This is a genomic window from Tsukamurella tyrosinosolvens (assembly GCF_900104775.1).
Classification (GTDB): Bacteria; Actinomycetota; Actinomycetes; order Mycobacteriales; family Mycobacteriaceae; genus Tsukamurella; species Tsukamurella tyrosinosolvens.
Genome location: NZ_FNSA01000003.1, coordinates 3,909,143 through 3,930,640 on the forward strand (window position 1 = coordinate 3,909,143; position 21,498 = coordinate 3,930,640).

Here is a 21,498-nt window from a genome sequence, read left to right on the forward strand (position 1 = left end):
GCGATGGCGAAGGTCACCGAGGAGCAGGTCGAGGCGGTGCGCGCGCTGATCGAGGCGATCCCGCCCGGCCGGGTGCGCACCTACGGCGACATCGCGGGCGAGCTGGGACTGAGCTCCCCGCGGATCGTGGGCTGGGTGATGCGCACCGACGCCTCCGACCTGCCCTGGCACCGCGTGGTCCCGGCCAGCGGGCGCCCCGCGGCGCACATCGTGACGCGGCAACTGGAGCGGCTACGCGCGGAGGGCGTGCTCGCCGACGGCGACCGGATCCCGCTGCGGGACTACCGGCTCTGAGCGAACCGGTCGACGAGCAGGTCGATCACCTCGGGCGCGGTGCCGAGCGGCGCGGCCGCCCCGTCGGCGCCGGCCTCGGCGAGCCTGGTGTGGAACAGTCCCTCCGCCAACTGGTACGCGGCGAGGAACAGCCGCCTGCCCGGCACGCGTGCGGCCGCGACGGCGTCGGCCACCGTCGGGCTGCCGGCGGCGAGGAAGCCCACCGGGACCGCGTCGCCGACGGCCTCGCCCAGGTATCCCGCCATCGTGCGGACGTCGGCGCGGGCGTGCGGGTCCGACGAGCCGGTCGCACCGAGAACGACGGTGTCGCCGGGCCGCCACCCGGCTTCGCGGAGCCGGCGCAGCAGCGCCGCGACCAGGGCGCGGTCCGGTCCCAGCGGCGCCGCGACCGCGACCGCGGGGTGTCCACTGGCGGCGATGTGCCGGGGCACATCGGTGCGCACGTGGTATCCGGCGGCGAGGAAGGCGGGCACGAGCACCGTCGGGCGGTCCGTCTCGCGCAGGAGGTCCGACGGTGACGGCCCCCGCACGTCGACGAACGCCGTGTCGACCGGACCGGTGCGCGCGGCCACGGCATCGGCGATCGCGTGGACCGTGGCGATGCCGGACGCCGAGCGGGTGCCGTGGGCGACGAGGATCCGCCGCTCCGCCGGGGCACCGCTCAGAGCAGCCACCGGCCGATCTCGACGATGTGCTCCAGCCCCGGCAGCGCCTCGGCCTCGGAGCGCGGGTGCACCGCGTGCACGGCGAGCCGGAAGATGAGGGCGCGCAGCACCATCTGCGGCCACTCGGGCAGGTCGCCCCAGCGCATGAGAAGCCCGTCGTCGGCGCCGCCCCAGGACAGGCCGTCGACGGCGACGACCGCCGCTGCCCACGTCGGCGGGCGCCAGTACGGCGTGAAGTCGGTGATGCCGGGCGCGGCGGCTCCGGCGAACAGCACGGAGCTGGCGAGGTCGCCGTGGACCAGCTGGGGCGTTGCCTCCACGGGCGTGCGCAGCGCCGCGAGCTCGTTCACCAGCTCGACGGCCCGCCGACGGTGCTCGACGGTCTCGTCGAGCGCGCCGAGCTTGCGGGCCATGGCGAGCGGCTTGTCTTCCCAGGCAGCGCGGTCGGCGAAGCCGAAGTAGTCGACGTCGGTGAACGGCGCGACGGTGGGCGAGGCGAGGAACCTGGGCCGCTCGAGCTTCGCCGTGACCTCGTGCAGCCGGTTCGCCATGGAGATGATCTCGTCGAACCGCGGCTCGGCCGAGCCGGCGATGAAGGTGTCGGCGCGCCAGCTCGAGACGACGTAACGGCCGTCGGTGGCGCGGAACGGCCGGGCCAGACGCATGCCTTCGACGTAGAGGTCCTCACGCACCTTCGCGGACCACGCCGCGCGGGCGTGGTCGGCGATGAGCGAGAGCACCACTTCGCCGCAGCGCCAGCCGCCGTCCCACTCGGCGCCCAGCGCGATCGGCTCGGTCTCGTCCAGGCCGAAGGTGGACAGGACGTGCGCGGGAGGTTCGACAGGGCTCACCTCATGAAATCTACCCGCGCGCGGGCGATGGGGCCGCTAGGCGCGGCCCGGCTCGACGAGGAGGACCGGGATCAGGCGGTCCGTCTTCTCCTGGTACTCGGCGTACGGAGGGTAGGCGGCGACGCCGCGCGCCCACCACTCGTCGCGCTCGGCGCCGTGGATCTCGCGCACCGGACCGGAGACCACGGTGGTGCCGTCCTGCACCTCGACCTCGTCGTTGGCGAGCAGCGCGGAGTACCAGACGGGGTTCTCGGGCGCGCCGCCCTTCGACGCGAACGCCGCGTACACCCCGTCGTGCTCGACCCGCATCAGAGGGCGTCGGTAGAGCTTGCCGGACTTGGGGCCGCGGTAGGTGAAGACCACCACCGCCATCCCCGCGACGTCCACCGAGGCGGTGGTGCCGGTCTCGTCGATCTTCGCCAGCTGGTCCGAGACCCAGCCGGCCTTCTCGGTTGCGTATTCACCTTCGAGGGCCATGCCCCCACCCTAGAACGAACTTCGGGACAATGGAGGGCGTGCCAGACTCCCGCCCGGTCGTGACCGTCTCCGTCCAGTTCCCCGACCTCTCCGTCGCCGAGTTCGACGGTGTCCGCTCCCGCCTCGTCGCGGGCCGGCCGGGCCGGATCGTGGTGCCGCACGAGGCGCACCGGTGGTACGCGGCGGCCTCGGACCCGGAGACCGTCCGCGCGCTGGTCTCGGCGCTCCGGGCGGTCGTGGAGGGCCGGAAACTCTCGTTCGGCGACGAGGAGGCCCTCGACGACCTCAGCCAGGAGTACGCGGACTGGCTGGAGGAGTCCGAGGACCGCGACGACGCCGAACCCGGCCCGGTCATGAGCTTCTCGGTGCACCTGCCGGCGCTGGACCGCGACGAATTCGCGGCGCTCGCGGACTCGTTGCGCGCCGCGCATTCGCGGCGGATCGTGCTGGGCGAGCAGGAGGGCCTGAGCCATCACGAGCTGTCCGAGCGCTCCCGCATCGCCGCCCGCATGCCGGGCATCCGCGCCGCCCTGCGGGGCGAGCCCGTCGGCACCGTCGACGCCCTGCCCCTGGTGGCGCTGCTGAACGACTACGCGGGCTGGCTCACGGCGCACCCTCCGCAGTGACGCCCGCCGTGATCCTCGGTACGCATCGGCGACGACGTGCCGGATCACGATCGCAGAATCGCCGCAAAGCAGGCGGCCCGCGCCCGAAGTCCCGCTACCGTGAGAACACCTCGAAGTTAAAGGCGGTTCTCTCATGTTCCCAGGAGCCTTCGCAGAGCTCTCCCCCGGCAAGCCCGCTGCGATCGACGCCGCCACCGGCGAGATCCTGAGCCACTCCCGCCTGAACGAGGAGTCCACGCGGCTCGCGCACCACCTGCGCGCGCTGGGACTGCGGCGCGGCGACACCGTCGCGATCGTGGCCGGGAACGATCTGCGCATCTTCACCGCCTACGCCGCCGCCATCCGCAGCGGGCTGTACGTGACCGCGGTGAACCACCACCTCACGCCCGGCGAGGTGAACTACATCCTCGAGGACTGCGAGGCCGAGGCGCTGTTCGCGGGCGCCGATGTGGCCGAGGCGGTCTCGGAGGCGCTGCAACTGCCCGCGCTCGCCGCGCCCGGACACGCGATCGCCTGGGGCGGAACGATCCCGGGCTTCGCCGACTACGACGCGGTGCTCGCGGAGGCCGATGCCACCCCGCTCACGGACCAGCCGCGCGGCACCGACATGCTCTACTCGTCGGGCACCACCGGCCGTCCGAAGGGCATCCGGATCCCGCTCCCCGAGGGGCAGGTGGACGAGGCCCCGGACGCCTACACCGCCATCTTCGCGCCGATGTACGGCATGGACGCCGACACCGTCTACCTCTCCCCCGCTCCGCTGTACCACGCTGCGCCGCTGCGCTTCTGCGGCGTGACCATGTCCGTGGGCGGCACCGTGATCATGATGCACCGCTTCGACCCGGAGGAGGCGCTGGCGCTCATCGCGAAGTACCGCGTGACCCACAGCCAGTGGGTGCCGACGATGTTCGTGCGGATGCTCAAGCTGCCCGAGGAGACGCGGGCGCACTACGACACGAGCAGCCTCAGGGTCGCGATCCACGCCGCCGCGCCGTGCCCCGCCGAGGTGAAGCAATCGATGCTCGCCTGGTGGGGGCCGGTGATCCACGAGTACTACGCCTCCACCGAGGCGGCCGGCGCCACCTTCATCAGCCCGCAGGAAGCGCTGGAGCGCCCCGGGTCCGTGGGGCGTGCCGGGCTGGGCGTCGCCCGGATCTGCGGGGACGACGGTGCCGTCCTCCCCACGGGCGAGGTGGGCACGATCTACTTCGAGCGCGAGCAGATGCCCTTCGCGTACCACAACGCGCCCGAGAAGACCCGCGCCGCACAGCATCCCGACCACGAGAACTGGGCCACCACGGGCGACGTCGGCTACCTCGACGAGGACGGCTACCTGTACCTCACCGACCGCAAGGACTTCATGATCATCACCGGCGGGGTGAACGTGTACCCGCAGGAGTCCGAGAGCGCGCTCATCATGCACCCCGCGGTCGCCGACGTCGCGGTGATCGGCGTGCCCGACGACGAGCTCGGCGAGACCGCGCTCGCCTGCGTGCAGTTGGCGCCGGGCACGGCACCGTCGGACGCGCTGGCGCAGGAGCTGATCGACTACGCGGGCCGGGACCTGGCCCGCTACAAGCTCCCCCGCGCCGTGCGCTTCGTCGACTCCCTGCCCCGCACGCCCACCGGCAAGCTGGTCAAGCGCCTGATCAGCCTCTGATCAGTAGACGGGCAGCGACGGGTCGACCTGCCGGGCGTAGGCGGTGATGCCGCCCTGCAGGTGCACGGCGTCGCGGTAGCCCGCGCCCTGCACGGCGGCGAGGACCTCCGCGGAGCGGATGCCGGTCTTGCAGTACAGGACCAGCTTCTTATCGGCGGAGACCTGCGCGAGGCCCTCTCCGGTCTCGAAGGCGCCCTTGGGCACCAGCTTCGCGCCGTCGAGGTGGACGATCTCCCACTCGACGGGCTCGCGGACGTCCACCAGCTCGTAGTCGACGCCGGCGGACCCCATCTCCACCAGCTCCTTCGGCGTGATGGTGCTGCCGGCGGCGGCGCGCTCGGCCTCGTCGGAGACGACCCCGCAGAACTCGTCGTAGTCGATGAGCCCGGTGATCCGCGGGGCGGCCGGGTCCTTGCGGATCGACAGGGTGCGGTAGCTCATCTCGAGGGCGTCGTACACCATGAGCCGGCCGAGCAGGGACTCGCCGATGCCGGTGATGAGCTTGACCGCCTCGGTACCCATGATCGAACCGATCGAGGCGCAGAGGATGCCCAGGACGCCGCCCTCGGCGCACGACGGCACCATGCCGGGCGGGGGCGCCACGGGGTACAGGTCGCGGTAGTTCAGGCCCTGCTTCTCGCCGTTCGGGCCGTCGGGCGCGTCCTCCCAGAAGACCGACACCTGGCCCTCGAACCGGAAGATCGAGCCCCACACGTACGGCTTGTGGGCCAGGACCGCGGCGTCGTTGACGAGGTAGCGGGTGGCGAAGTTGTCGGTGCCGTCGAGGATCAGGTCGTACTGCTCGAACAGCTCGACCGCGTTCTCGGGCTCGAGCCGGATCGGGTGCAGGTTCACGGTGACCAGCGGGTTGATCTCGGCGATGGAGTCGCGCGCGCTCTCCCCCTTGGGCCGGCCGAGGTCGGAGACGCCGTGGATCACCTGGCGCTGCAGGTTGGACTCGTCGACCTCGTCGAACTCGACGATGCCGATCGTGCCGACGCCCGCGGCGGCGAGGTACAGCAGCGCGGGACTGCCGAGGCCGCCGGCGCCGATGACCAGCACCTTCGCGTTCTTCAGGCGTTTCTGCCCCGTGACCCCCATCTCGGGGATGATGAGGTGCCGCGAGTAGCGCGCGACCTCGTCGCGGGTCAGGTCGGCGGCGGGTTCCACAAGCGGGGGCAGCGTGCTCACACACTGCTCAACGACGGTCCGCCCGCCACCATTCCCGGCGGCCCGCCGGGCGCGAGCGGGTGGTCACCGTCGGACCGGGCGGGCCGTCACTTGAGGACGGGCGCGACCCAGGCGTTCGGCCGGCAGGCCAGGTCGTTGCCGAAGCCCTCGGACTTGTCGAGGTCGAAGATGTCGCGGTTCTTCACGCCGAAGGACTGCTGCATCATGATCGGCGCGAGCGCGCCCTGCGCGGGGCACGGGACGTGCTGCGGGTAGCCGATGGCGTGGCCGACCTCGTGGTTGATGGCGTACTGCCGGTAGCCGGTGAGGTCGCCCTCGAAGGCGTTGGCGCCGCGCACCCAGCGGGCCAGATTGAGGACCACGCGGCCGAGCTCGCCGTTGTAGCACGACGACTCCAGCTGGATGGTGTAGCCGCAGGCCGAGCGGGTGGTCATCGGCGAGGTCAGCGAGATGGTGAAGGTGGGCGTGCCCTTGTCGATGCGCTGGAAGGCGACGGCGGGGTCGTGGATCCAGCTGCGGGGGTCGGCCAGGGTGCGGTCGATCATCGTGGCGAAGGGCTGGTCGCCGCCGAGGGCGCCCATGTCGACGCCGTCCTCGACGGCGATCATGTAGGTGAAGAGCTGCTGCTTGCCCTCGTCCTGCTTGCCGATGCGGGGCGTGGAACCGGGGACGACGTGCCAGATGCCCTGCCCCTTCTCCGTGAACGGCCCGCCCTCGGGCAGCATGCCGGCCGGGGGCACCGGGCCCGGCACCGTCTTCGACGGTGCGCCGACGATCGTCTTGCCGGGCGTCGGGTTGCGGGAGAGCTGCCCCTCGGGCGAGGTCTCCGTCGTCTGCTTGGTCCCGAACGTGTCGCCGCCGAAGGTCAGGACCAGCGCCACCACGGTGAGCACGGCGAGCACCGGCACCGCGTAGGCGCGCCAGCCGTAGGTGCGCAACAGGCGGCCCAGCCGGCCCTGTTTGGCGTACACCCGCTCGCGCGGCGGACGGTTGCGGTGATCGCCCGACGTGGCGGTGGAGGAGTTGATCGGATCCCACTCGGCCCGAAGCGGCGCACGCCCGTCCGGACGGGGACGCCTCGGGTTCGAAGGACTACTCACGTCGTCAACAATTCCACGATCAACGCCCACGGAGTGGAACCGACACGCGCCAGCGCCCGGTCAGCGCGGTTCCTCGGCGGCGGCGATGAGATCCGCGACGATCCGCGCGGTCTCCGCGGGCTTCTCCATCTGCGCGACGTGGCCGACGTCCTCGAACACCGTCAACGTGCTGCCGCGGATGTGGCGCACCACCTTCGGCGCGACCCCGACGCTCACGAGCAGGTCCCGCGCGCCCCACACCACTGCGGTGGGCACCGACACCGAGCGGGCCGCCGCCCAGTGCGTGGCGCCGAGGTCGACGATCCAGCTGCGGACCAGCGCGTTGAAGCTCGCCGCGAGCGCGTCGGGCGCCCAGGTCATCGACGCGCGCGCCGCTGCTTGGTCGACGGCCTGCTGCCGCCGGATCGGCCCCATCACCCGCGGGTCGACGAGGATCTCCCGGAACGTCTGATCGACCTGCCGCTCCGGATAGGCGCTCGCGATGAGCCGGAACCCGGCCGGGCCGATGCCGGGGAGCCGCACCAGCGACAGCGGGAGGAACTGCAGGCGCCGCACCCGGGGCCGCAGGTCGGGGAACGCCGGGGAGATCAGGGTCAGCGAGCGCAGCAGGTCGGGGCGGAGCATCGCCACCCGCACGGCGATCGCGCCGCCGAGGGAATTGCCCAGGAGGTGCACTCCCCTGCCCCGCACCGCGACGAGCGTCTCCAGGTAGGCGATGACAGTCTCCGCGAACTCGTCGATCGAGTAGTCGCCGTCGGCCGGCGGGTCCGAGAGGCCGAATCCGGGCAGGTCGAGCGCGTAGGAGGCGGCCACCGGGGCGAGCACTTGTCCGAGGTCGGTCCAGTTGATCGACGAGCCGCCGAGCCCGTGGATCATCACGGCGGTGGGCCGCGGATCCGGCGGCGCGGTGATCGCCGCCGCCGCGTCGACGTGGCGCGCGAACACCCGTCGCCCGCGGAGGGTGAGGAACTCCCCGGGCCAGACGTCACTGGTCCGATTCACCTGTGCGAGTGCCGACACACCGGGCAGCTTGCCAGAGCAAGCGGAGGTCGGCGCGGCGGTCGGGAGTATTGTCGACGGGTCAGGGCCGAGCGCGGTCCTGGGAAACGATGAGGTGGAGCACATGGCGGACCTGGGCGCGACGACCGCGGCGGGCGATACCCGCGGCGGGCCGAATCCTGCGCCGCGCCGGACTGCCCGCCTGCCGCGGAGCGCGCGACGCATCCAGCTGCTGGAGGCCGCGAGCAGCGTCTTCGTCGACCTGGGCTACCACTCCGCCGGCATGGACGAGATCGCCGTGCGGGCCGGCGTCAGCAAGCCGGTGCTGTACCAGCACTTCCCCGGCAAGCTCGAGCTGTACATCGCGGTCCTGAACTCCCACAGCGAGGCGCTGGTCACCGGCGTCCGCGCGGCGCTGAGCAGCTCCACGAACAACCACGAGCGCGTGATCGGCGCGGTCCGCTCCTTCTTCGACTTCGTCGACCGGGACAGCATGGGCTACAAGCTGATCTTCGAGTCCGACGTGCTCGAGCCCGTCGTGCAGGAACGCGTCGAGGGCGCCGTCGATGCGTGCGTCGACGCCGTCTACGACCTGGTCTCCGAGGATTCGGGACTCGACCCGTACCGCGCGCGGATGCTCGCCGTGGGCCTGGTGGGCGCGAGCCAGGTCAGCGCCCGGTACTGGCTGTACGCCGACCGCCCCATCCCCAAGGAGGAGGCGGTGGCGACCACCGTCGAGCTGCTCTGGGGCGGGCTGAGCCACGTGCCGCTGCAGGCCCAGCGCCGCGCCCAGTAGTTCCGTCGGTCCCGCGGCTCAGGCCGCGCGGTGCATGAGCATCTCGATCGGCCCACGGGAGAAGCGGCGCGTCCACAGCGCCGAGACGGCGAGCAGGCAGGCCATCACCGCCACGTAGACGGCGACCGTGAACGCGAGCCGGTGCTCGGCGCCGTAGCGCGCCGCGAGCCCGAGGCCCCAGCCGTAACAGAGCACCGAGGCGATCACGTTCTGCAGGACGTAGCAGCTCAGGGCGGTCTTCCCGACGTTGCTCAGGGCACCGCCGATGCGACCCACCGCGCGCCGCTGGTAGAACTCCGCGACGAGCGCGAGCAGCCCCAGCGCGACCAGCGGGGCCACGGCGTACCGTCCGACGAAGACGGCCGGACCCGCGAGCCCGAGCGGCGCACCGGCGATGCCGATCGCGAGGTCGAGCGGCGCCGCGATGCCGCCGATCCACATCATCCGGCGACGGAGCGCCGCGCCCTCGGCGGCGAAGAGCCCGCCCTGGAACAGGGCCGCGCCGGTGAGAAACATCGCGACGGTCAGCGGGATCATGAAGATCGTCTCCACGCGGAAGAGCAGGGCGTGGTCCGCGCGAAACACCACGAGGTCCCAGAACGAGCCGTCGGCGTACGGGTTCGCGCGCGCCGTCGCCGGGCCGGTACCCATGCCGGACTGCGAGAGCACCATCCCGACCGAGACCAGCGCCACCACCGACAGGTGCAGCGCGGCGCATCCGACGGCCCAGCGCAGTCGCACCCGGGGTCGCAGGATCAGCATCGCCGAGACCGCGAAGGACACCAGGGCGTAGCCCATGAGCACGTCGAACTCGGCGACGAGTAGGAAGTGCACGAGCCCGTCGAGGAAGAGCACCAGCGCGCGCCGCCAGTACCGGCCCGGCCACGGGCGGTCGTGCCGCGCCGCGGACGCCTGCTGGATCGCGAGGCCGACGCCGAACATCAGGCTCAGCAGCCCGAGGAACTTGCCCTGCGCAAAGGTCTGGAGCACCCGGATCGGCAGCGATTCCGCGCCGACGGTGTCCAGGTAGCCCACCATGCCGTGGGGCTCGGTGAAGATCCAGACGTTCGTGCCGAACGTGCCGAGGATCGCGATGCCGCGCGCCGTGTCGAGCGCGGCGATGCGTCGCGTCGTGGGCGCCGGGGTGCCGGTGGTGCCGGCCGGAGCGGGGGTCGAGGTCATGGCACCCACCCTCCCGCGGAACGCGCGGACCCCGCGACAGTCATGTGGCTGTCGCGGGGTCCGTCGTTCGGGGGACTCCCCGGGTCGTACTACTCCGCCGAGGCGGGCGCGGCGCCCTCCGCCTTGGCGGCGCCGGAGCGGCGGCGACGGCGGCGCTTGCGGGCCGGGGCGTCGCCCTCGGCACCGTCGTTCGACGGTGCCTGCGCGTCGGGCGCGGCGGTCGCGGGCTTGGCCTCGGCGGGGGTGCCGTCGACCTTCTGGCCGCCGCGGGTGCGCGTGCGCGACCGGGTGCGGGTGCTCTCGCGCTTCTCGCGCGGCTTGCGCTCGACGACCTCGCCCTCGGCGCGCTTGCGCACGCCGGGGAGGCTGCCCTTGACCTTCGGGTCGATGCCCAGGTCGGTGAACAGGTGCTCGCTGGAGCTGTAGGTCTCGACGGGCTCGGGCCGGCCGAGTCCGAGCGCCTTGTCGATCAGCTGCCAGCGGTGCAGCTCGTCCCAGTCGACCAGGGTGACGGCGATACCGGTCTTACCCGCGCGGCCGGTGCGGCCGATGCGGTGCACGTAGGTCTTGTCGTCCTCGGGGCACTGGAAGTTGATGACGTGCGTGACGTCGTCGATGTCGATGCCGCGGGCGGCCACATCGGTCGCGACCAGTACGTCGATCGAGCCGTCGCGGAATTTGCCGAGCGCCTTCTCGCGCGCGACCTGCCCCAGGTCGCCGTGCACGGCGCCGACCTTGAAGCCGCGCTCGGCCAGCTCGTCGGCCACCTTCTGCGCGGTGCGCTTGGTGCGGGTGAAGATCATGGTCGCGCCGCGGCCCTCGGCCTGCAGCACCTTCGCCACGAGCTCGACCTTGTCGAGGGCGTGCGCGCGGTAGACGTACTGCGTGGTGCGCTCGTGCACGGCGGAGTCGTCGTGGTGCTCGGCGCGCACGTGCGTCGGCTGGTTGAGGAAGGTGCGGGCCAGCGTGATGATCGGGCCGGGCATCGTGGCCGAGAACAGCATCGTCTGCCGGTCGGTGGGGACCATCGTCAGGATGCGCTCGATGTCGGGCAGGAAGCCCAGGTCCAGCATCTCGTCGGCCTCATCGAGTACGAGGATCTGGATCTTGCCGAGCACGAGGTGGCCCTGCTTGGCGAGGTCGAGCAGGCGGCCGGGGGTGCCGACGACCACGTCGACGCCCTTCTGCAGCGCCTCGATCTGCGCCTCGTAGGGACGGCCGCCGTAGATCGAGGTGATCTTCAGGTCGCGCTCGCCCTTGGTGGTCTGCACGCGGACGCCGTCGGAGGCGCGCTCCAGGTCCTCGGTGACCTGCACACACAGCTCGCGGGTCGGGACGATGATGAGGGCGCGCGGGGTGCCGTCGAGAGCGCGGAGACCGTCCTCGCCCACGTCGGCGCGGGCCTGCGTGATGAGGCGGTTGAGCAGCGGGACGCCGAAGCCGTAGGTCTTGCCCATGCCCGTGCGGGCCTGGCCGATGAGGTCGTTGCCGGCGAGCGCGAGCGGGAGCGTCAGTTCCTGGATGGCGAAGGTGCGCTCGATGCCGCGCTTGCCGAGGGCGTCGACGATGCCCTGGTCGACGCCGAGCTCGGCGAAGCTGGGCGAGACGTGGTCGTCGCCGATCACGTGGACGTCGGGCATGCCCTCTTCGGTGGCGGGCTCGGTATGGATGTCGTTGTTCGCGGTGGTGATGGTTCTGCCTTTCATCGGCGGCGAATGCGTCGCGTTCATGTCTCACGCGCGCACTGTTCCGGCCAATGAATCCCCGGCCCGTGTCTCGGACCGTCATCGTCGCCTCGACGCCCTCGCCGTCAGGCGGTGGGGCGGAGTGCGCGCACAACTACCGGCGACCGAAGTCGATCGCTGCAGACCATCGTACCCCGCGGAGCGGCCCGCACTAGCATGTGCACCATGAGCGAACAGCCGCAGGACCGGGGAATCACCGCCGAGCACCCGGGCGTCGCGGCCCTGTTCGCGGTGCTGGCGTACGGCGAGCTCGCCGCCTTCGAGCGGCTCGCCAAGGAGGCCGAGATGGCGCCGGACCTGCGCGGCCGGATCGCGGTCTCCTCGATGGCCGCGGCGCAGATGCGCAACTTCGAGCTGCTGGAGACGGAACTCGACCGTCGCGGGCAGGACGTCGCGCCCGCGACCGCGCCCTTCGCGCCGGTGATCACCCGCTACCACGAGCGCACGACGCCGCGGAACTGGAACGAGTCCCTGGTCAAGGCGTACATCGGCGACGGCCTCGCCGCCGACTTCTACTCCGAGGTCGCCCGCGCGCTCCCCGCCGAGCCGGCCGCGGTGGTCGCGGCGGTGCTCTCCGACACGCGCGAATCCGACTTCGCGGTGGAGCGGGTGCGCGCGGCCGTCACCGCCAACCCGGCGCTGCGCTCGCCGCTCACGCTGTGGGGCCGCCGGCTGCTGTCCGAGGCCATCACGCAGGCACAGGAAGTGCTCGCGACGCGCGACGAGCTGGCCGCGCTGCTGTTCGAGCACTCCGGCGACCTGCCGGGCGTGGCGCAGTTCTTCGAATCGCTGCAGACCCGCCACGCCGAGCGGATGGCCACGCTCGGCCTGGGCTGACTGCCCTCAGCAGAAACAGCGCCCTCGCCCCGCGCCACTCCGGCACCGGCGGATAGCCTCGTGGCATGGAGATCAAGATCGGTATCGCGGACTCGAACCGCGAACTCGTGGTGCAGAGCAAGGACGAGGTCGACACGGTCAAGAAGGCCGTCGCCGACGCGCTGGCCGGGCGCACGGAGCTGCTGGAGCTGACGGACGAGAAGGGCAAGCAGTACCTGGTGCCCGCCGCCCGCGTCTCCTACGTCGAGGTCGGCACGAACGAGAGCCGCTCGGTCGGCTTCAACGCCAGCTGACGGACCTCCGCACCGCGCGCCAGTAGGCTCGGGCGCGTGGTGAAACCCGAACGCAGGACCCGCGTCGATCTCGCGGTGTCGGCGGCGATCCTCGTCGCGGTCGTCGTCGCGGGCTTCGTGGCGTGGAACGTCGGCTCCGCGAGCAAAGCGGTCAGCGAGACCGCGCCCGCGCCGTCGACGGTGCCGGCCTCCCTCGTCGAGCTGCCCGCCGCGCTCCGCGAGGCCTGGACCGCGAGCTCCGACCGGCCCGCGTTGTCGCTCAACGGCTCCCTCGTGCTCACCCGGGGCGGCGAGGTGGCCGGTCATGACCCCGCGACGGGGCAGCGCACCTGGCGCTACCAGCGCGAGAGCGACGTCTGCGGGCTCATGGACAACGCCGGCCTGGTGCTCGCCTTCTACCGCGACGTCCGCGGCTGCGGCGAGGTGATGGCGCTCGACCCGGCCACCGGGCACCGTCGCGCCAGCCGCACCGGCCGCGAGGACCACGACGTCACGCTGACCGGCGACGGCAACTACGCCGTCGTCCAGGGGCCGACGCGGGTCGACGTCTTCCGGTCGGATCTCGTGCGCACCGTCGAGTACGGCAAGCCCGACGTTCCCGTGAACCCCGGCGTGCAGCCGCGGTCCGGGTGCACGATCGGCTCCGCGCTGCCCGCGGGCGCGTCGATCGCCGTCCTCGAGGCCTGCCCCACCGAGCCCTTCCCCCGGCTCACCGTCATCGGCGCCTCACCGAAGGAGGCCGCCGAACCGCAGGAGACCTCGTCGGTGGTCAGCCCGGATCTCGGTGCCGCGGCCCCCGAGGGCGCCGAGCGCGCCCGGCTCATCACCGCCACCGCGAACGGCGCCGTGGTCTACGTGCCCGCCCAGGACGGGCGTCCGGCGCGGGTGACCAGCGTCGATCCGCAGGGACGCGCGCTCCGCTCCGTGGACGTGACCACCGGCCCGGGCGGCGCGCCGCGCGACGTCCCGGTCGTCACGGAGGCCGGCATCGCCGCGTTCTACACCGGCACCTCGACCGTGGTGATCGACGCCGCCTCGCTGGCGGCGGAGATGGTGATCCCGGGCACCCTCGGGCCGGGCGCCGTCGTCGGCGGGCAGCTCGTGGTGCCGGGGCCGACGTCCCTCACCGCGTACGACCTGACCACGCGCGCCATGACCCGCTCGACGGCGATCGCCAAACCCGGCTACACCGACGGCCCCGTCCTGCTCGCCGAGGTGGGCACCACGCTGCTCGCGCAGTGGGGGTCGACGGTCCAGGCCTACCGAGCGGCCTGACCCCGCCCCGCTACTCGGACGCCCAGGTGACCAGGGGCGCACCGTCGGAGACGTGGGCCTTGATGCTCTGCGCCAGCTCGCGGTAGGCGGTGGCGCCCTTGTTCTTCCGGCCCGCGAGCACGGTGCGGCCGGCGGCGTTCGCCTCGGCGAAGCGCACGGTGCGCGGGATCGGCGGCGAGAGCACCGCGAGGTCGTAGCGGTCGGCGACGTCGGAGAGGATGTCGCGGCTGTGCGTGGTGCGCGCGTCGTAGAGGGTGGCGATGGCACCGAGCATGCTCAGCTCGGGGTTGGTGATCGCCTGCACGTCGCGGACCGTCTTGAGCAGCTGCCCGACGCCGCGGTGCGCGAGGGTCTCGCACTGCAGCGGGATCGCGACGGCGTCGGCGGCGGTGAGCCCGTTGAGGGTGAGCACGCCCAGGCTGGGCGGGCAGTCGATGATCACCACGTCGAACCGGTCGCCCACATCGGCGAGGGCCCGCTTGAGCGCGTACTCGCGGCCCGCGCGCATGAGCAGCAGCGCCTCGGCGCCGGCCAGGTCGAGCGTCGCGGGCAGCACCGTGACGCCGTCCTCCGTCTCGAGCAGCACGTCGTCGATCGTCTTGTCCCCCAACAGCACGTCGTGCACGCTCCGCTCGATGCGGTCGGGGTTGTGACCGAGGGAGAAGGTCAGGCAGCCCTGCGGGTCGAGGTCGACGACGAGCACGCGCGCGCCGAGTTCGACGAGGGCCGCCCCCAGGCTGGCGACGGTGGTGGTCTTCGCGACGCCGCCCTTCTGATTGGCGACGGCGAGGACGAAGGGCGTGTCACCGGTCATGCTGCGAGGGTACCCACCGATGCACCACGATGAACGGATGAGCACCGGACACCGCCTCGTGTACATCCGCCACGGCGAGACCGCATGGTCGCGCTCGGGACGCCACACCGGCGCCACCGACGTCCCGCTGACCGAGACCGGGATCGAGCAGGCGAAGGCGCTCGGCCCCGTTCTCGCGGACCTGGCACTGTCGGATCCGACGGTGCTGGTCAGCCCGCGGGCGCGGGCCGCGGCGACGGCGGAGCTGGCGGGCCTGACGGTGACCGCGGTCGATCCCGACCTCGCCGAGTGGGACTACGGCGACTACGAGGGCCGCACCAGCGCGGAGATCCGCGTCGAGGATCCGGGCTGGACGGTGTGGCGGTCGGGCGCGCCCGGCGGCGAGTCGATGGCTCAGGTCAGTGCGCGGGTGGACCGGGTGCTGGCGCGGTCGCGGGACGCCATGGCCGACGGTGACGTCGTGCTCGTCGCGCACGGCCACCTCGGCCGGGTGCTCACCGCGCGATTCCTCGGCCAGCCCGCGGAGTTCGGCCGGCACGTGATGATCCTGCCCGCTTCGGCCGCGGTGTACGGCTTCGACCGCGACGACGTCCCGCAGATCAGTCGCTTCGGCCTGACCGGCTACGCCGCCGCGCACTACACGGGGCGGTAGACCCGGTCAGTCCCGGCGGTACTCGCCCTCGAGCCAGGCCACCGTCTGCGGGCTGAACAGCAGCCCGAGCGCCGCGACCGACACCACGATGAGCGGGATGAACAGCTCGGGGCGGCCCTGCGAGACGGCGCCGCTGATGCCGGCGAAGCCGAGCAGGAGGTTGGTCAGCACGCCGACGGTGCGGCCCCAGCGCTTGCCGCGGAACAGGGCGGCGCCGCCCGCGAGCACGCCGAGCCCCATGGGGATCATCCAGAAGGCCATGCCGTAGGCGCCGGTCGTGGTGTCGGCCGAGCCGGTGATGCCGCGGATCAGCTCCACGACGCCGAGAACCAGGGCCGCGAGGCCCTCGATCGCGACGATCACGCCCGCGGCCCGCACGGTGCCGGGCGCGGCCGTCCGGGTCTCGCCGGAACGCTTCGTGCGGGAGCGGGTGGCGGCCGGGCGGGATTCGCCGCCGCTTCCGTTGGTCGATGTCACGACCCCAGGGTATCGGGGCCGCCTGGGTAGGCTGCTCGGTGTGCGCGCCCTGTTGATCGTCAACCCCAACGCCACGTCCATCACCGCAGCGGGCCGAGACCTCGTGGCGATGGCGTTGGCGTCCACGCTCGACGTCACCCTGGCGCAGACCGAACGGCGCGGCCACGCGGCCGAGTTGGCCGCCGCGGCGCGCGACGACGGCACCGAGCTGGTGATCGTCCACGGCGGCGACGGCACCGTCAACGAGGTGGTGTGCGGCATCCTCGGCCGGGAGGGCCTGCCGGGCGGCGCCACCCCCGTCCACCCCGACACCCTCCCCGCCGTGGCGGTCATCCCCGGCGGCAGCGCGAACGTCTTCGCCCGCTCCCTCGCGGTGCCCCGCGACCCGCTGCAGGCCACCGTCCACCTCACGGACCTGTTGGCGCGCCGCAGTTTCCGCACCATCGGCCTCGGCTGCGCCGACGAACGCTACTTCCTGTTCAACGCCGGCGTGGGCGTGGACGCCGAGGTGATCGCCAACATGGAGGCGCTGCGCGACAAGGGCAAGGCCGCCACCCCGTCGCGGTACGTGCGCACCGCCGTCCGCACCTTCTTCTCCGCCGCGCGGCGCGAGCCGCAGCTCACCGTGCACCTGCCCGGCGAGGAGCCTGGCACGTGGCAGGACGTCGACGGGGTGCACTTCGCCTTCGTCTCGAACGCGAGCCCGTGGACCTTCCTCAACAATCGCGCGGTGTTCACCAACCCGGGGACCGATTACGGCACCGGGCTGGGGGTGTTCGCGTCGCGGTCGATGCGGACGATCCCGAACCTCATGCTCGTGCGGCAGATGCTCTCGGCCCGACGTACCAAGGGCCCGACGGTGCGCCACCTCCTCCGCCACGACGACCTGGCCGAACTGCGCGTGAGCAGCGCCGTCCCGGTGCCCGCGCAGGTCGACGGCGACCATCTGGGCGACCGCACGGAGGTGCGCTTCTGGTACTCGCCGGAGCGGATCCGCGTGGTGGCCGACCTGCCGCCGCTGCCGCGCGTGCGCTGACGCCGGCCCCCTTCGCAGCAGCCGCTTCCCGCCGACTCGGGCTGATGCGATCGACCGGGCGGATTGAGCGATTCGTCACGACCCTGCAGAAACCTATTGCAAACCTGCAGCGTGTGAGGATATTCTTGCGGGCACGCCGCTGAACCGGCAGGAGTGTAGTACACCCCTCGGACCCGGGTCCTCACCGCCCCCGCTGTGAGATCCCCCACCTCTGAGTCGGAATCTATTGACTCTCGCTGGGAACGTGGAAATATTCATGACGTAACAGCGCGGAAACAGTTCGGTTCCCTCCGCGTTAACAGCCTGGAAATTCGGTGCCTGATCGGCACCTGCGATGAGTGGCGCGCCCGCGTGCCTGAAGGAGTGTACTGACATGGATTGGCGCCATAAGGCCATCTGTCGCGACGAGGATCCCGAGCTGTTCTTCCCCGTGGGCAACAGCGGTCCGGCCATCGCGCAGATCGCGGACGCCAAGCTGGTCTGCAACCGCTGCCCCGTGACCGCCGAGTGCCTGTCCTGGGCCCTCGAGTCCGGCCAGGACGCCGGCGTGTGGGGCGGCATGAGCGAGGACGAGCGTCGCGCGCTGAAGCGCCGCAACGCGCGGACCCGCACGCGCACCGCTGTGTAAGACACACGTACCGCTTTCGACGAAGGCCCGGTGGATCTTCCACCGGGCCTTCGTCGTGCGCGGAGCCGTGCGGCTCAGACGGGCTGCAGTGGCACGTGGAGCACCGCGTCGGTGCCATCGTCGCGCGAGGAGAGGCTCAGCGTGCCCCCCAGCTCCGATCGCACCAGCGTCTGCACGATCTGCAGCCCCAGCCGATCCGAGCCCTCGAGGCTGAAGCCGGGCGGCAATCCGGCACCGTCGTCCCGGACCGTCACCTCGAGCGTCCGTGTCGACCGGTGCGCGAGCAGCTCGATGGTGCCGGTCTCCCCCGGCTCGTAGGCGTGCTCCATCGCGTTCTGGATCAGCTCCGTGACGACCATGACCAGCGGCATCGCGCGGTCCGCGTCGAGCAGCCCGACGTCGCCCCGCCGGACCAGGGTGACCGCCGCCGAGCCGCCGGCCGGGGTGACGTCGCCCATGATCGGGATGAGCCGGTCGATGACCTCGTCGATGTCGACGTGCTCGTCGACGCTCATCGACAGGGTCTCGTGGACCAGCGCGATGGACGCCACGCGCCGCACCGACTCGAGCAGGGCGCGCTTGGCCTCGTCGTTGCGGGTGCGGCGGGCCTGCAGGCGCAGCAGCGCCGAGACCGACTGCAGATTGTTCTTCACCCGGTGGTGGATCTCACGGATGGTCGCATCTTTGGAGATGAGGGCGCGATCGCGGCGCTTGAGCTCGGTGACGTCGCGGAGCAGGACCACCGCACCGTCGTGCCTGCCGCCCGGATGCAGGCCCAGGACCCGCAGGACGACGGTGACGCCGCCCTTCGTGAGCTCGATCCGCGAGCCCTCGCCGCGGAGCAGCGCGCCGTCCAGGGCGGTGGCGAGATCCTCGGACTCGAAGCTGTCGCCCACGAGCTCGGCGGTGGCCTCGGCGAGCTCGCTGCCCTCCAGGTCGGTGTGCGCGCCCATCCTGCGGTACGCGGACTGCGCGTTGGGGCTCGCGAAGGCGACGCGGCCGGCACCGTCGAGCCGGATGAAGCCGTCGCCGGCGCGCGGCTCCGCCTCGCCCGTGGGCAGTTCCTCGCGCTCGGGGAAGGTGCCCTCGGCGACCATCGTGCACAGGTCGTCGGCGCACTCGGTGTACGCCACCTCCAGGGGGCTGGGGGTGCGCGGGTGGGTGACGTTGAAGTCGCGGGTGAGGACCGCGACGACCTCGCCGTCCGAGGGCACCGGGACGGCCTCGCGGCGCACCCGGGCCGGCCCCGTCCAGGCCGGGGTCACCCCGCGCACCACCACGCCGCCCTCGAACGCGGCGTGCAGCGTGGGCGCCTCCCACGGCGGGACGACGACGCCGACACCGTCGGAGTCGTAGACGGTGGAGGTGGTGTTGGGCCGGCACTGCGCGATGCAGATGTACGCGGGGTCGGTGGTGTCGCCCTCCGGGTCGTTCCGGACCCACAGCCGCAGGTCGGCGAACGAGAGGTCGGCCAACAGCTGCCACTCGCCGGCGATGCGCTGCAGGTGCCGGGCGGCCCGCCCCGGGAGGTCGGTGTGGATCGCCAGGAGGTCGGCGAGGGAGGCCATGGGACCGCCTTTTTGTCGTCGTCGGTGCCGTCGTGAAACAATAGCCGGTACTGCGTATGAGCTTGACGGACAGGAAGGAGACCGCCATGGGAAAGCGTGGACGTAAGAAGCGCTCGCGGAAGAAGAACGCTGCGAACCACGGCAAGCGCCCGAACTCCTGATCCCTCAGGTTTCATGTGACTTGCGCACGAGGGCCCGTCGACATCGCGTCGACGGGCCCTCGTCCTGTCCGTGGCGCCCGGGGGCGCCGATCCGCTGCGCCGGCTACTCCGGTCGGAAACGCACCTCGGTGTGCCGGATGCTGATGGTCAGCCGCTCGCGGAGCCCCTCGGGCGCGCGCTCGCCGCCGCACTTGCGGTTCACCAGCGACTTGATCTGCTGCTCGATGCCGTAGTGCGACAGGCACTGCGAACAGCCGTCGATGTGCGCCTTGAGGCGCTCCTTCGCGGCCGAGTCGCACTCGTTGTCCAGGAGCAGCCAGATGTCCGCCATCACGGCGGAGCAGTCGAGCTCCAGATCCGGGTTACCGTCCGACGAGTACGTCACTTCTCGACCTCCTGAGCGGCGGCGCCGTCGGCACCGTCGGAATCCTGCCCCCGGAGGAAGCCGCGCTCCCGCGCGACGCCCTCGAGCTCGGCGCGGAGCTGCCGCCGGCCGCGGTGCAGCCGCGACATGACCGTGCCGATCGGGGTACCCATGATCTCGGCGATCTCCTTGTAGGGGAATCCCTCCACGTCGGCGTAGTACACCGCCATGCGGAACTCCTCGGGGAGCTTCGCGAGAGCCTGCTTGATCTCATCGTCGGGCAGTGCATCCAGCGCCTCGATCTCCGCGGAGCGCAGGCCGGTGGAGCTGTGCTCCGCCGTGGCCGCGAGCTGCCAGTCGGTGATCTCGTCAGTGGGGTACTGCGCGGGCTGCCGCTGCTTCTTCCGGTAGCCGTTGATGTAGGTGTTCGTGAGGATCCGGTACAGCCACGCCTTGAGGTTGGTGCCCTTCTTGAAGCTGCGGAAGGCGCTGTAGGCCTTCACGTAGGTCTCCTGGACCAGGTCCTCCGCATCCGCGGGATTGCGGGTCATCCGCAGCGCGGCGCCGTACAGCTGGTCGAGCAGCGGCAGCGCCTCGGCCTCGAAGCGGGCCGTGAGCTGCTCCGGCGTCTCGGTCACCTCGTCGGGGGCCGAGTCCAGATCCGCTACGTGCGTGATGTCCCCGTCCGTCATACCGTCGAAGGCTACCGGTCGCTCGAGGACCGCTGCGCCGCTACCTGCACTCACGACCTCTGCAACAGCACAGTGCGTCGGCTTGTTCCCGCGGAGTCCGGTTCAACGCAGGCGGAGCCGGACCATGGGCAGACCGTCGACGGTGTGCCCGACCGCGTGCTCGATGGCGCCGCGCAGGCGCTCCCAGGCCGCCGGGTGCGCGGCGCGGTAGCGGTCGAGCACCGCGGCGGAGGCCTCGGCGTCCAGCAGGTCGGCCCGCGCCGCCCGCTCGCGCCGCCCGACGGTGACCCGGCACTCCGGCTGCGCGCGCAGGTTGCGGTACCACTGCGCGGTCTCCCCGAAGCCGCTGCAGACCACGACCGTGTCGGCGTCCGGCCGGTCGACGACCTCGAGCACGACGTAGCGCGGCTCGCCGGACTTCCGCCCGGTGTGCTCGATCATCACCATCCGTGGCCCCAGCGCCGCGCCCAGCCCGTGCCGGAACAGCCAGATGGGCGCCCGCACCAGGCCGCGCGTCCGCAGCGCACGCGCCGCGAGCGCGGTGGGAGTGAGGTTCTCCAGGATCGGCATCACCGACCCGACGGTACGCCGCGCCCTGCCCGGTCTGATTGACTGGCGCGATGGCGAAGAAGAACGCAGCGGCGACGCCGGCGATCGCGGCGCTGCAGGCCGCGGGGATCGCGTTCCGCGTGCACGAGTACGCCCACGATCCGCGCGCGGAGTCCTTCGGGGGCGAGGCCGCGGAGGCGCTGGGCCACGACCCGGCGCGGGTGTTCAAGACGCTGGTCATCGGCGACGGGAAGCAGCTCGCGGTCGCGATCGTGCCCACCTCGGGCAAGCTCAGCCTCAAGGCCGCGGGCGCCGCGCTGGGCCTGCACCGCCCGGCGATGGCCGACCCCGCCGACGTCCGGCGGGTCACCGGGTACGTGCTCGGCGGCGTCTCCCCGCTGGGGCAGCGCAAGCGCCTGCCGACCGCGATCGACGAGTCCGCGCTCGGCTTCGAGACCGTCTTCTGTTCGGCCGGCCGACGGGGCCTGGAGGTCGAGGTGGCACCGTCGGACCTGGTGGCCGCGACGTCGGCGACGGTGGCGCCGCTCGCCGCGCCGTGATACTCA

At 72.1% G+C, this 21,498-nt stretch carries 26 protein-coding genes; 12 read left to right on the top strand and 14 right to left on the bottom strand.

Features of this window, described 5'->3' with window-relative positions:
- The first annotated feature begins 3 nt into the window (after positions 1-3).
- A complete protein-coding gene (locus BLW32_RS21315; protein WP_068522080.1) occupies positions 4-294 on the top strand; it encodes an MGMT family protein in 291 nt (96 codons plus the stop codon).
- Here BLW32_RS21315 and BLW32_RS21320 read toward each other — a convergent pair.
- The 3 genes from BLW32_RS21320 to BLW32_RS21330 are packed head-to-tail and all read right to left on the bottom strand — an operon-like array spanning position 282 to position 2,287.
- Positions 282-968 (bottom strand): sirohydrochlorin chelatase, encoded by a 687-nt coding sequence (locus BLW32_RS21320; RefSeq protein WP_082791550.1) that lies wholly within the window; start codon positions 966-968, stop codon positions 282-284. The two genes, BLW32_RS21315 and BLW32_RS21320, sit on opposite strands and share 13 nt — an antisense overlap.
- Entirely contained in the window at positions 956-1,810 is an 855-nt protein-coding gene (locus tag BLW32_RS21325; RefSeq protein ID WP_068522085.1) for a TIGR02569 family protein, read from the bottom strand. The genes BLW32_RS21320 and BLW32_RS21325 overlap by 13 nt, the downstream gene beginning before the upstream one ends.
- A gap of 36 nt (positions 1,811-1,846) precedes the next feature.
- A complete protein-coding gene (locus BLW32_RS21330; protein WP_068522088.1) occupies positions 1,847-2,287 on the bottom strand; it encodes a nitroreductase/quinone reductase family protein in 441 nt (146 codons plus the stop codon).
- Between the two features lie 38 nt (positions 2,288-2,325).
- Between BLW32_RS21330 and BLW32_RS21335 the strand changes: the two genes are divergently transcribed.
- Positions 2,326-2,913, top strand: a complete 588-nt coding sequence (locus BLW32_RS21335) for a hypothetical protein (protein ID WP_139286281.1) — start codon at positions 2,326-2,328, stop codon at positions 2,911-2,913.
- Positions 2,914-3,046: 133 nt separating this feature from the next.
- On the top strand, positions 3,047-4,573 hold the full coding sequence (locus tag BLW32_RS21340) for an acyl-CoA synthetase (RefSeq protein ID WP_068742931.1): 1,527 nt from the start codon (positions 3,047-3,049) through the stop codon (positions 4,571-4,573).
- Here the strand turns inward: BLW32_RS21340 and moeZ are convergent, their stop codons facing one another.
- The 3 genes from moeZ to BLW32_RS21355 all read right to left on the bottom strand — a co-directional run bounded on the left by moeZ (position 4,574) and on the right by BLW32_RS21355 (position 7,884).
- Complete coding sequence (moeZ, locus tag BLW32_RS21345; RefSeq protein ID WP_173677395.1) at positions 4,574-5,755, bottom strand: adenylyltransferase/sulfurtransferase MoeZ; 1,182 nt, start codon at positions 5,753-5,755, stop codon at positions 4,574-4,576.
- 95 nt (positions 5,756-5,850) lie between these two features.
- On the bottom strand, positions 5,851-6,864 hold the full coding sequence (locus BLW32_RS21350; RefSeq protein WP_068522100.1) for a DUF3152 domain-containing protein: 1,014 nt from the start codon (positions 6,862-6,864) through the stop codon (positions 5,851-5,853).
- A gap of 60 nt (positions 6,865-6,924) precedes the next feature.
- Positions 6,925-7,884 (bottom strand): alpha/beta fold hydrolase, encoded by a 960-nt coding sequence (locus BLW32_RS21355; RefSeq protein ID WP_068742932.1) that lies wholly within the window; start codon positions 7,882-7,884, stop codon positions 6,925-6,927.
- A gap of 103 nt (positions 7,885-7,987) precedes the next feature.
- Here BLW32_RS21355 and fasR point away from each other — a divergent pair, with 103 nt between their 5' ends.
- A complete protein-coding gene (gene fasR / locus BLW32_RS21360) occupies positions 7,988-8,659 on the top strand; it encodes an HTH-type transcriptional activator FasR (protein WP_102103370.1) in 672 nt (223 codons plus the stop codon).
- Positions 8,660-8,677: 18 nt separating this feature from the next.
- Here the strand turns inward: fasR and BLW32_RS21365 are convergent, their stop codons facing one another.
- Positions 8,678-9,841, bottom strand: a complete 1,164-nt coding sequence (locus BLW32_RS21365; RefSeq protein ID WP_068742985.1) for a DUF418 domain-containing protein — start codon at positions 9,839-9,841, stop codon at positions 8,678-8,680.
- 89 nt (positions 9,842-9,930) lie between these two features.
- On the bottom strand, positions 9,931-11,547 hold the full coding sequence (locus tag BLW32_RS21370) for a DEAD/DEAH box helicase (RefSeq protein WP_068742986.1): 1,617 nt from the start codon (positions 11,545-11,547) through the stop codon (positions 9,931-9,933).
- 204 nt (positions 11,548-11,751) lie between these two features.
- Between BLW32_RS21370 and BLW32_RS21375 the strand changes: the two genes are divergently transcribed.
- From BLW32_RS21375 to BLW32_RS21385, 3 genes are all read left to right on the top strand, one after another.
- Positions 11,752-12,423 carry a ferritin-like fold-containing protein gene (locus BLW32_RS21375; protein ID WP_082791558.1) on the top strand — a complete coding sequence of 224 codons (672 nt, stop codon included), beginning with the start codon at positions 11,752-11,754 and terminating at the stop codon, positions 12,421-12,423.
- A gap of 65 nt (positions 12,424-12,488) precedes the next feature.
- Positions 12,489-12,716: a DUF3107 domain-containing protein gene (locus BLW32_RS21380; protein ID WP_068522112.1), complete on the top strand. Its 228-nt coding sequence runs from the start codon at positions 12,489-12,491 to the stop codon at positions 12,714-12,716.
- A gap of 36 nt (positions 12,717-12,752) precedes the next feature.
- Complete coding sequence (locus BLW32_RS21385; protein WP_068742934.1) at positions 12,753-13,991, top strand: Rv3212 family protein; 1,239 nt, start codon at positions 12,753-12,755, stop codon at positions 13,989-13,991.
- 10 nt (positions 13,992-14,001) lie between these two features.
- Here the strand turns inward: BLW32_RS21385 and BLW32_RS21390 are convergent, their stop codons facing one another.
- Positions 14,002-14,805: a ParA family protein gene (locus BLW32_RS21390; RefSeq protein ID WP_068522118.1), complete on the bottom strand. Its 804-nt coding sequence runs from the start codon at positions 14,803-14,805 to the stop codon at positions 14,002-14,004.
- 37 nt (positions 14,806-14,842) lie between these two features.
- On the opposite strand from BLW32_RS21390, the gene BLW32_RS21395 reads away from it, so the two are divergent.
- Positions 14,843-15,457 (top strand): acid phosphatase, encoded by a 615-nt coding sequence (locus tag BLW32_RS21395; protein ID WP_068742935.1) that lies wholly within the window; start codon positions 14,843-14,845, stop codon positions 15,455-15,457.
- A 6-nt stretch (positions 15,458-15,463) separates the two neighbouring features.
- Here BLW32_RS21395 and BLW32_RS21400 read toward each other — a convergent pair whose 3' ends face one another.
- A complete protein-coding gene (locus BLW32_RS21400) occupies positions 15,464-15,934 on the bottom strand; it encodes a hypothetical protein (protein ID WP_068522123.1) in 471 nt (156 codons plus the stop codon).
- Between the two features lie 40 nt (positions 15,935-15,974).
- Between BLW32_RS21400 and BLW32_RS21405 the strand changes: the two genes are divergently transcribed.
- Both BLW32_RS21405 and BLW32_RS21410 read left to right on the top strand, forming a co-directional pair.
- Positions 15,975-16,970 (top strand): diacylglycerol/lipid kinase family protein, encoded by a 996-nt coding sequence (locus BLW32_RS21405; RefSeq protein ID WP_068522126.1) that lies wholly within the window; start codon positions 15,975-15,977, stop codon positions 16,968-16,970.
- A 373-nt stretch (positions 16,971-17,343) separates the two neighbouring features.
- The gene (locus BLW32_RS21410) at positions 17,344-17,598 is read left to right on the top strand and encodes a WhiB family transcriptional regulator (protein ID WP_013125780.1); all 255 of its coding nucleotides are present in this window, start codon (positions 17,344-17,346) and stop codon (positions 17,596-17,598) included.
- Between the two features lie 74 nt (positions 17,599-17,672).
- On the opposite strand, the gene BLW32_RS21415 is transcribed toward BLW32_RS21410, so the two are convergent.
- A complete protein-coding gene (locus BLW32_RS21415) occupies positions 17,673-19,166 on the bottom strand; it encodes a sensor histidine kinase (protein ID WP_068742936.1) in 1,494 nt (497 codons plus the stop codon).
- A gap of 86 nt (positions 19,167-19,252) precedes the next feature.
- Between BLW32_RS21415 and BLW32_RS28470 the strand changes: the two genes are divergently transcribed.
- Positions 19,253-19,327, top strand: coding sequence for a 50S ribosomal protein bL37 (locus tag BLW32_RS28470; RefSeq protein ID WP_372456759.1), 75 nt, complete (start codon positions 19,253-19,255; stop codon positions 19,325-19,327).
- A 103-nt stretch (positions 19,328-19,430) separates the two neighbouring features.
- Here BLW32_RS28470 and rsrA read toward each other — a convergent pair whose 3' ends face one another.
- The 3 genes from rsrA to BLW32_RS21430 all read right to left on the bottom strand — a co-directional run bounded on the left by rsrA (position 19,431) and on the right by BLW32_RS21430 (position 20,953).
- Complete coding sequence (gene rsrA, locus BLW32_RS21420; protein ID WP_074850750.1) at positions 19,431-19,712, bottom strand: mycothiol system anti-sigma-R factor; 282 nt, start codon at positions 19,710-19,712, stop codon at positions 19,431-19,433.
- The gene (locus BLW32_RS21425; RefSeq protein WP_068522133.1) at positions 19,709-20,383 is read right to left on the bottom strand and encodes a sigma-70 family RNA polymerase sigma factor; all 675 of its coding nucleotides are present in this window, start codon (positions 20,381-20,383) and stop codon (positions 19,709-19,711) included. Before BLW32_RS21425 ends, rsrA begins: the two co-directional genes overlap by 4 nt.
- A 102-nt stretch (positions 20,384-20,485) precedes the next feature.
- A complete protein-coding gene (locus BLW32_RS21430) occupies positions 20,486-20,953 on the bottom strand; it encodes a nitroreductase family deazaflavin-dependent oxidoreductase (protein WP_068523245.1) in 468 nt (155 codons plus the stop codon).
- 50 nt (positions 20,954-21,003) lie between these two features.
- Here BLW32_RS21430 and ybaK point away from each other — a divergent pair, with 50 nt between their 5' ends.
- Complete coding sequence (ybaK, locus tag BLW32_RS21435; RefSeq protein ID WP_068522136.1) at positions 21,004-21,492, top strand: Cys-tRNA(Pro) deacylase; 489 nt, start codon at positions 21,004-21,006, stop codon at positions 21,490-21,492.
- Positions 21,493-21,498 lie beyond the last annotated feature (6 nt).

Excerpts from the sequence above, each read along its gene's own strand:
- BLW32_RS21410 (WP_013125780.1), top strand. The coding sequence starts at position 17,344 with ATGGATTGGCGCCATAAGGCCATCTGTCGCGACGAGGATCCCGAGCTG.
- BLW32_RS21390 (WP_068522118.1), bottom strand. The coding sequence starts at position 14,805 with ATGACCGGTGACACGCCCTTCGTCCTCGCCGTCGCCAATCAGAAGGGC.
- BLW32_RS21315 (WP_068522080.1), top strand. The coding sequence starts at position 4 with ATGGCGAAGGTCACCGAGGAGCAGGTCGAGGCGGTGCGCGCGCTGATC.
- BLW32_RS21430 (WP_068523245.1), bottom strand. The coding sequence starts at position 20,953 with ATGCCGATCCTGGAGAACCTCACTCCCACCGCGCTCGCGGCGCGTGCG.
- BLW32_RS21415 (WP_068742936.1), bottom strand. The coding sequence starts at position 19,166 with ATGGCCTCCCTCGCCGACCTCCTGGCGATCCACACCGACCTCCCGGGG.
- BLW32_RS21425 (WP_068522133.1), bottom strand. The coding sequence starts at position 20,383 with ATGACGGACGGGGACATCACGCACGTAGCGGATCTGGACTCGGCCCCC.
- BLW32_RS21340 (WP_068742931.1), top strand. The coding sequence starts at position 3,047 with ATGTTCCCAGGAGCCTTCGCAGAGCTCTCCCCCGGCAAGCCCGCTGCG.
- BLW32_RS21395 (WP_068742935.1), top strand. The coding sequence starts at position 14,843 with ATGAGCACCGGACACCGCCTCGTGTACATCCGCCACGGCGAGACCGCA.
- ybaK (WP_068522136.1), top strand. The coding sequence starts at position 21,004 with ATGGCGAAGAAGAACGCAGCGGCGACGCCGGCGATCGCGGCGCTGCAG.
- BLW32_RS21375 (WP_082791558.1), top strand. The coding sequence starts at position 11,752 with ATGAGCGAACAGCCGCAGGACCGGGGAATCACCGCCGAGCACCCGGGC.
- BLW32_RS21365 (WP_068742985.1), bottom strand. The coding sequence starts at position 9,841 with ATGACCTCGACCCCCGCTCCGGCCGGCACCACCGGCACCCCGGCGCCC.
- BLW32_RS21330 (WP_068522088.1), bottom strand. The coding sequence starts at position 2,287 with ATGGCCCTCGAAGGTGAATACGCAACCGAGAAGGCCGGCTGGGTCTCG.
- fasR (WP_102103370.1), top strand. The coding sequence starts at position 7,988 with ATGGCGGACCTGGGCGCGACGACCGCGGCGGGCGATACCCGCGGCGGG.
- BLW32_RS21370 (WP_068742986.1), bottom strand. The coding sequence starts at position 11,547 with ATGAAAGGCAGAACCATCACCACCGCGAACAACGACATCCATACCGAG.
- BLW32_RS21380 (WP_068522112.1), top strand. The coding sequence starts at position 12,489 with ATGGAGATCAAGATCGGTATCGCGGACTCGAACCGCGAACTCGTGGTG.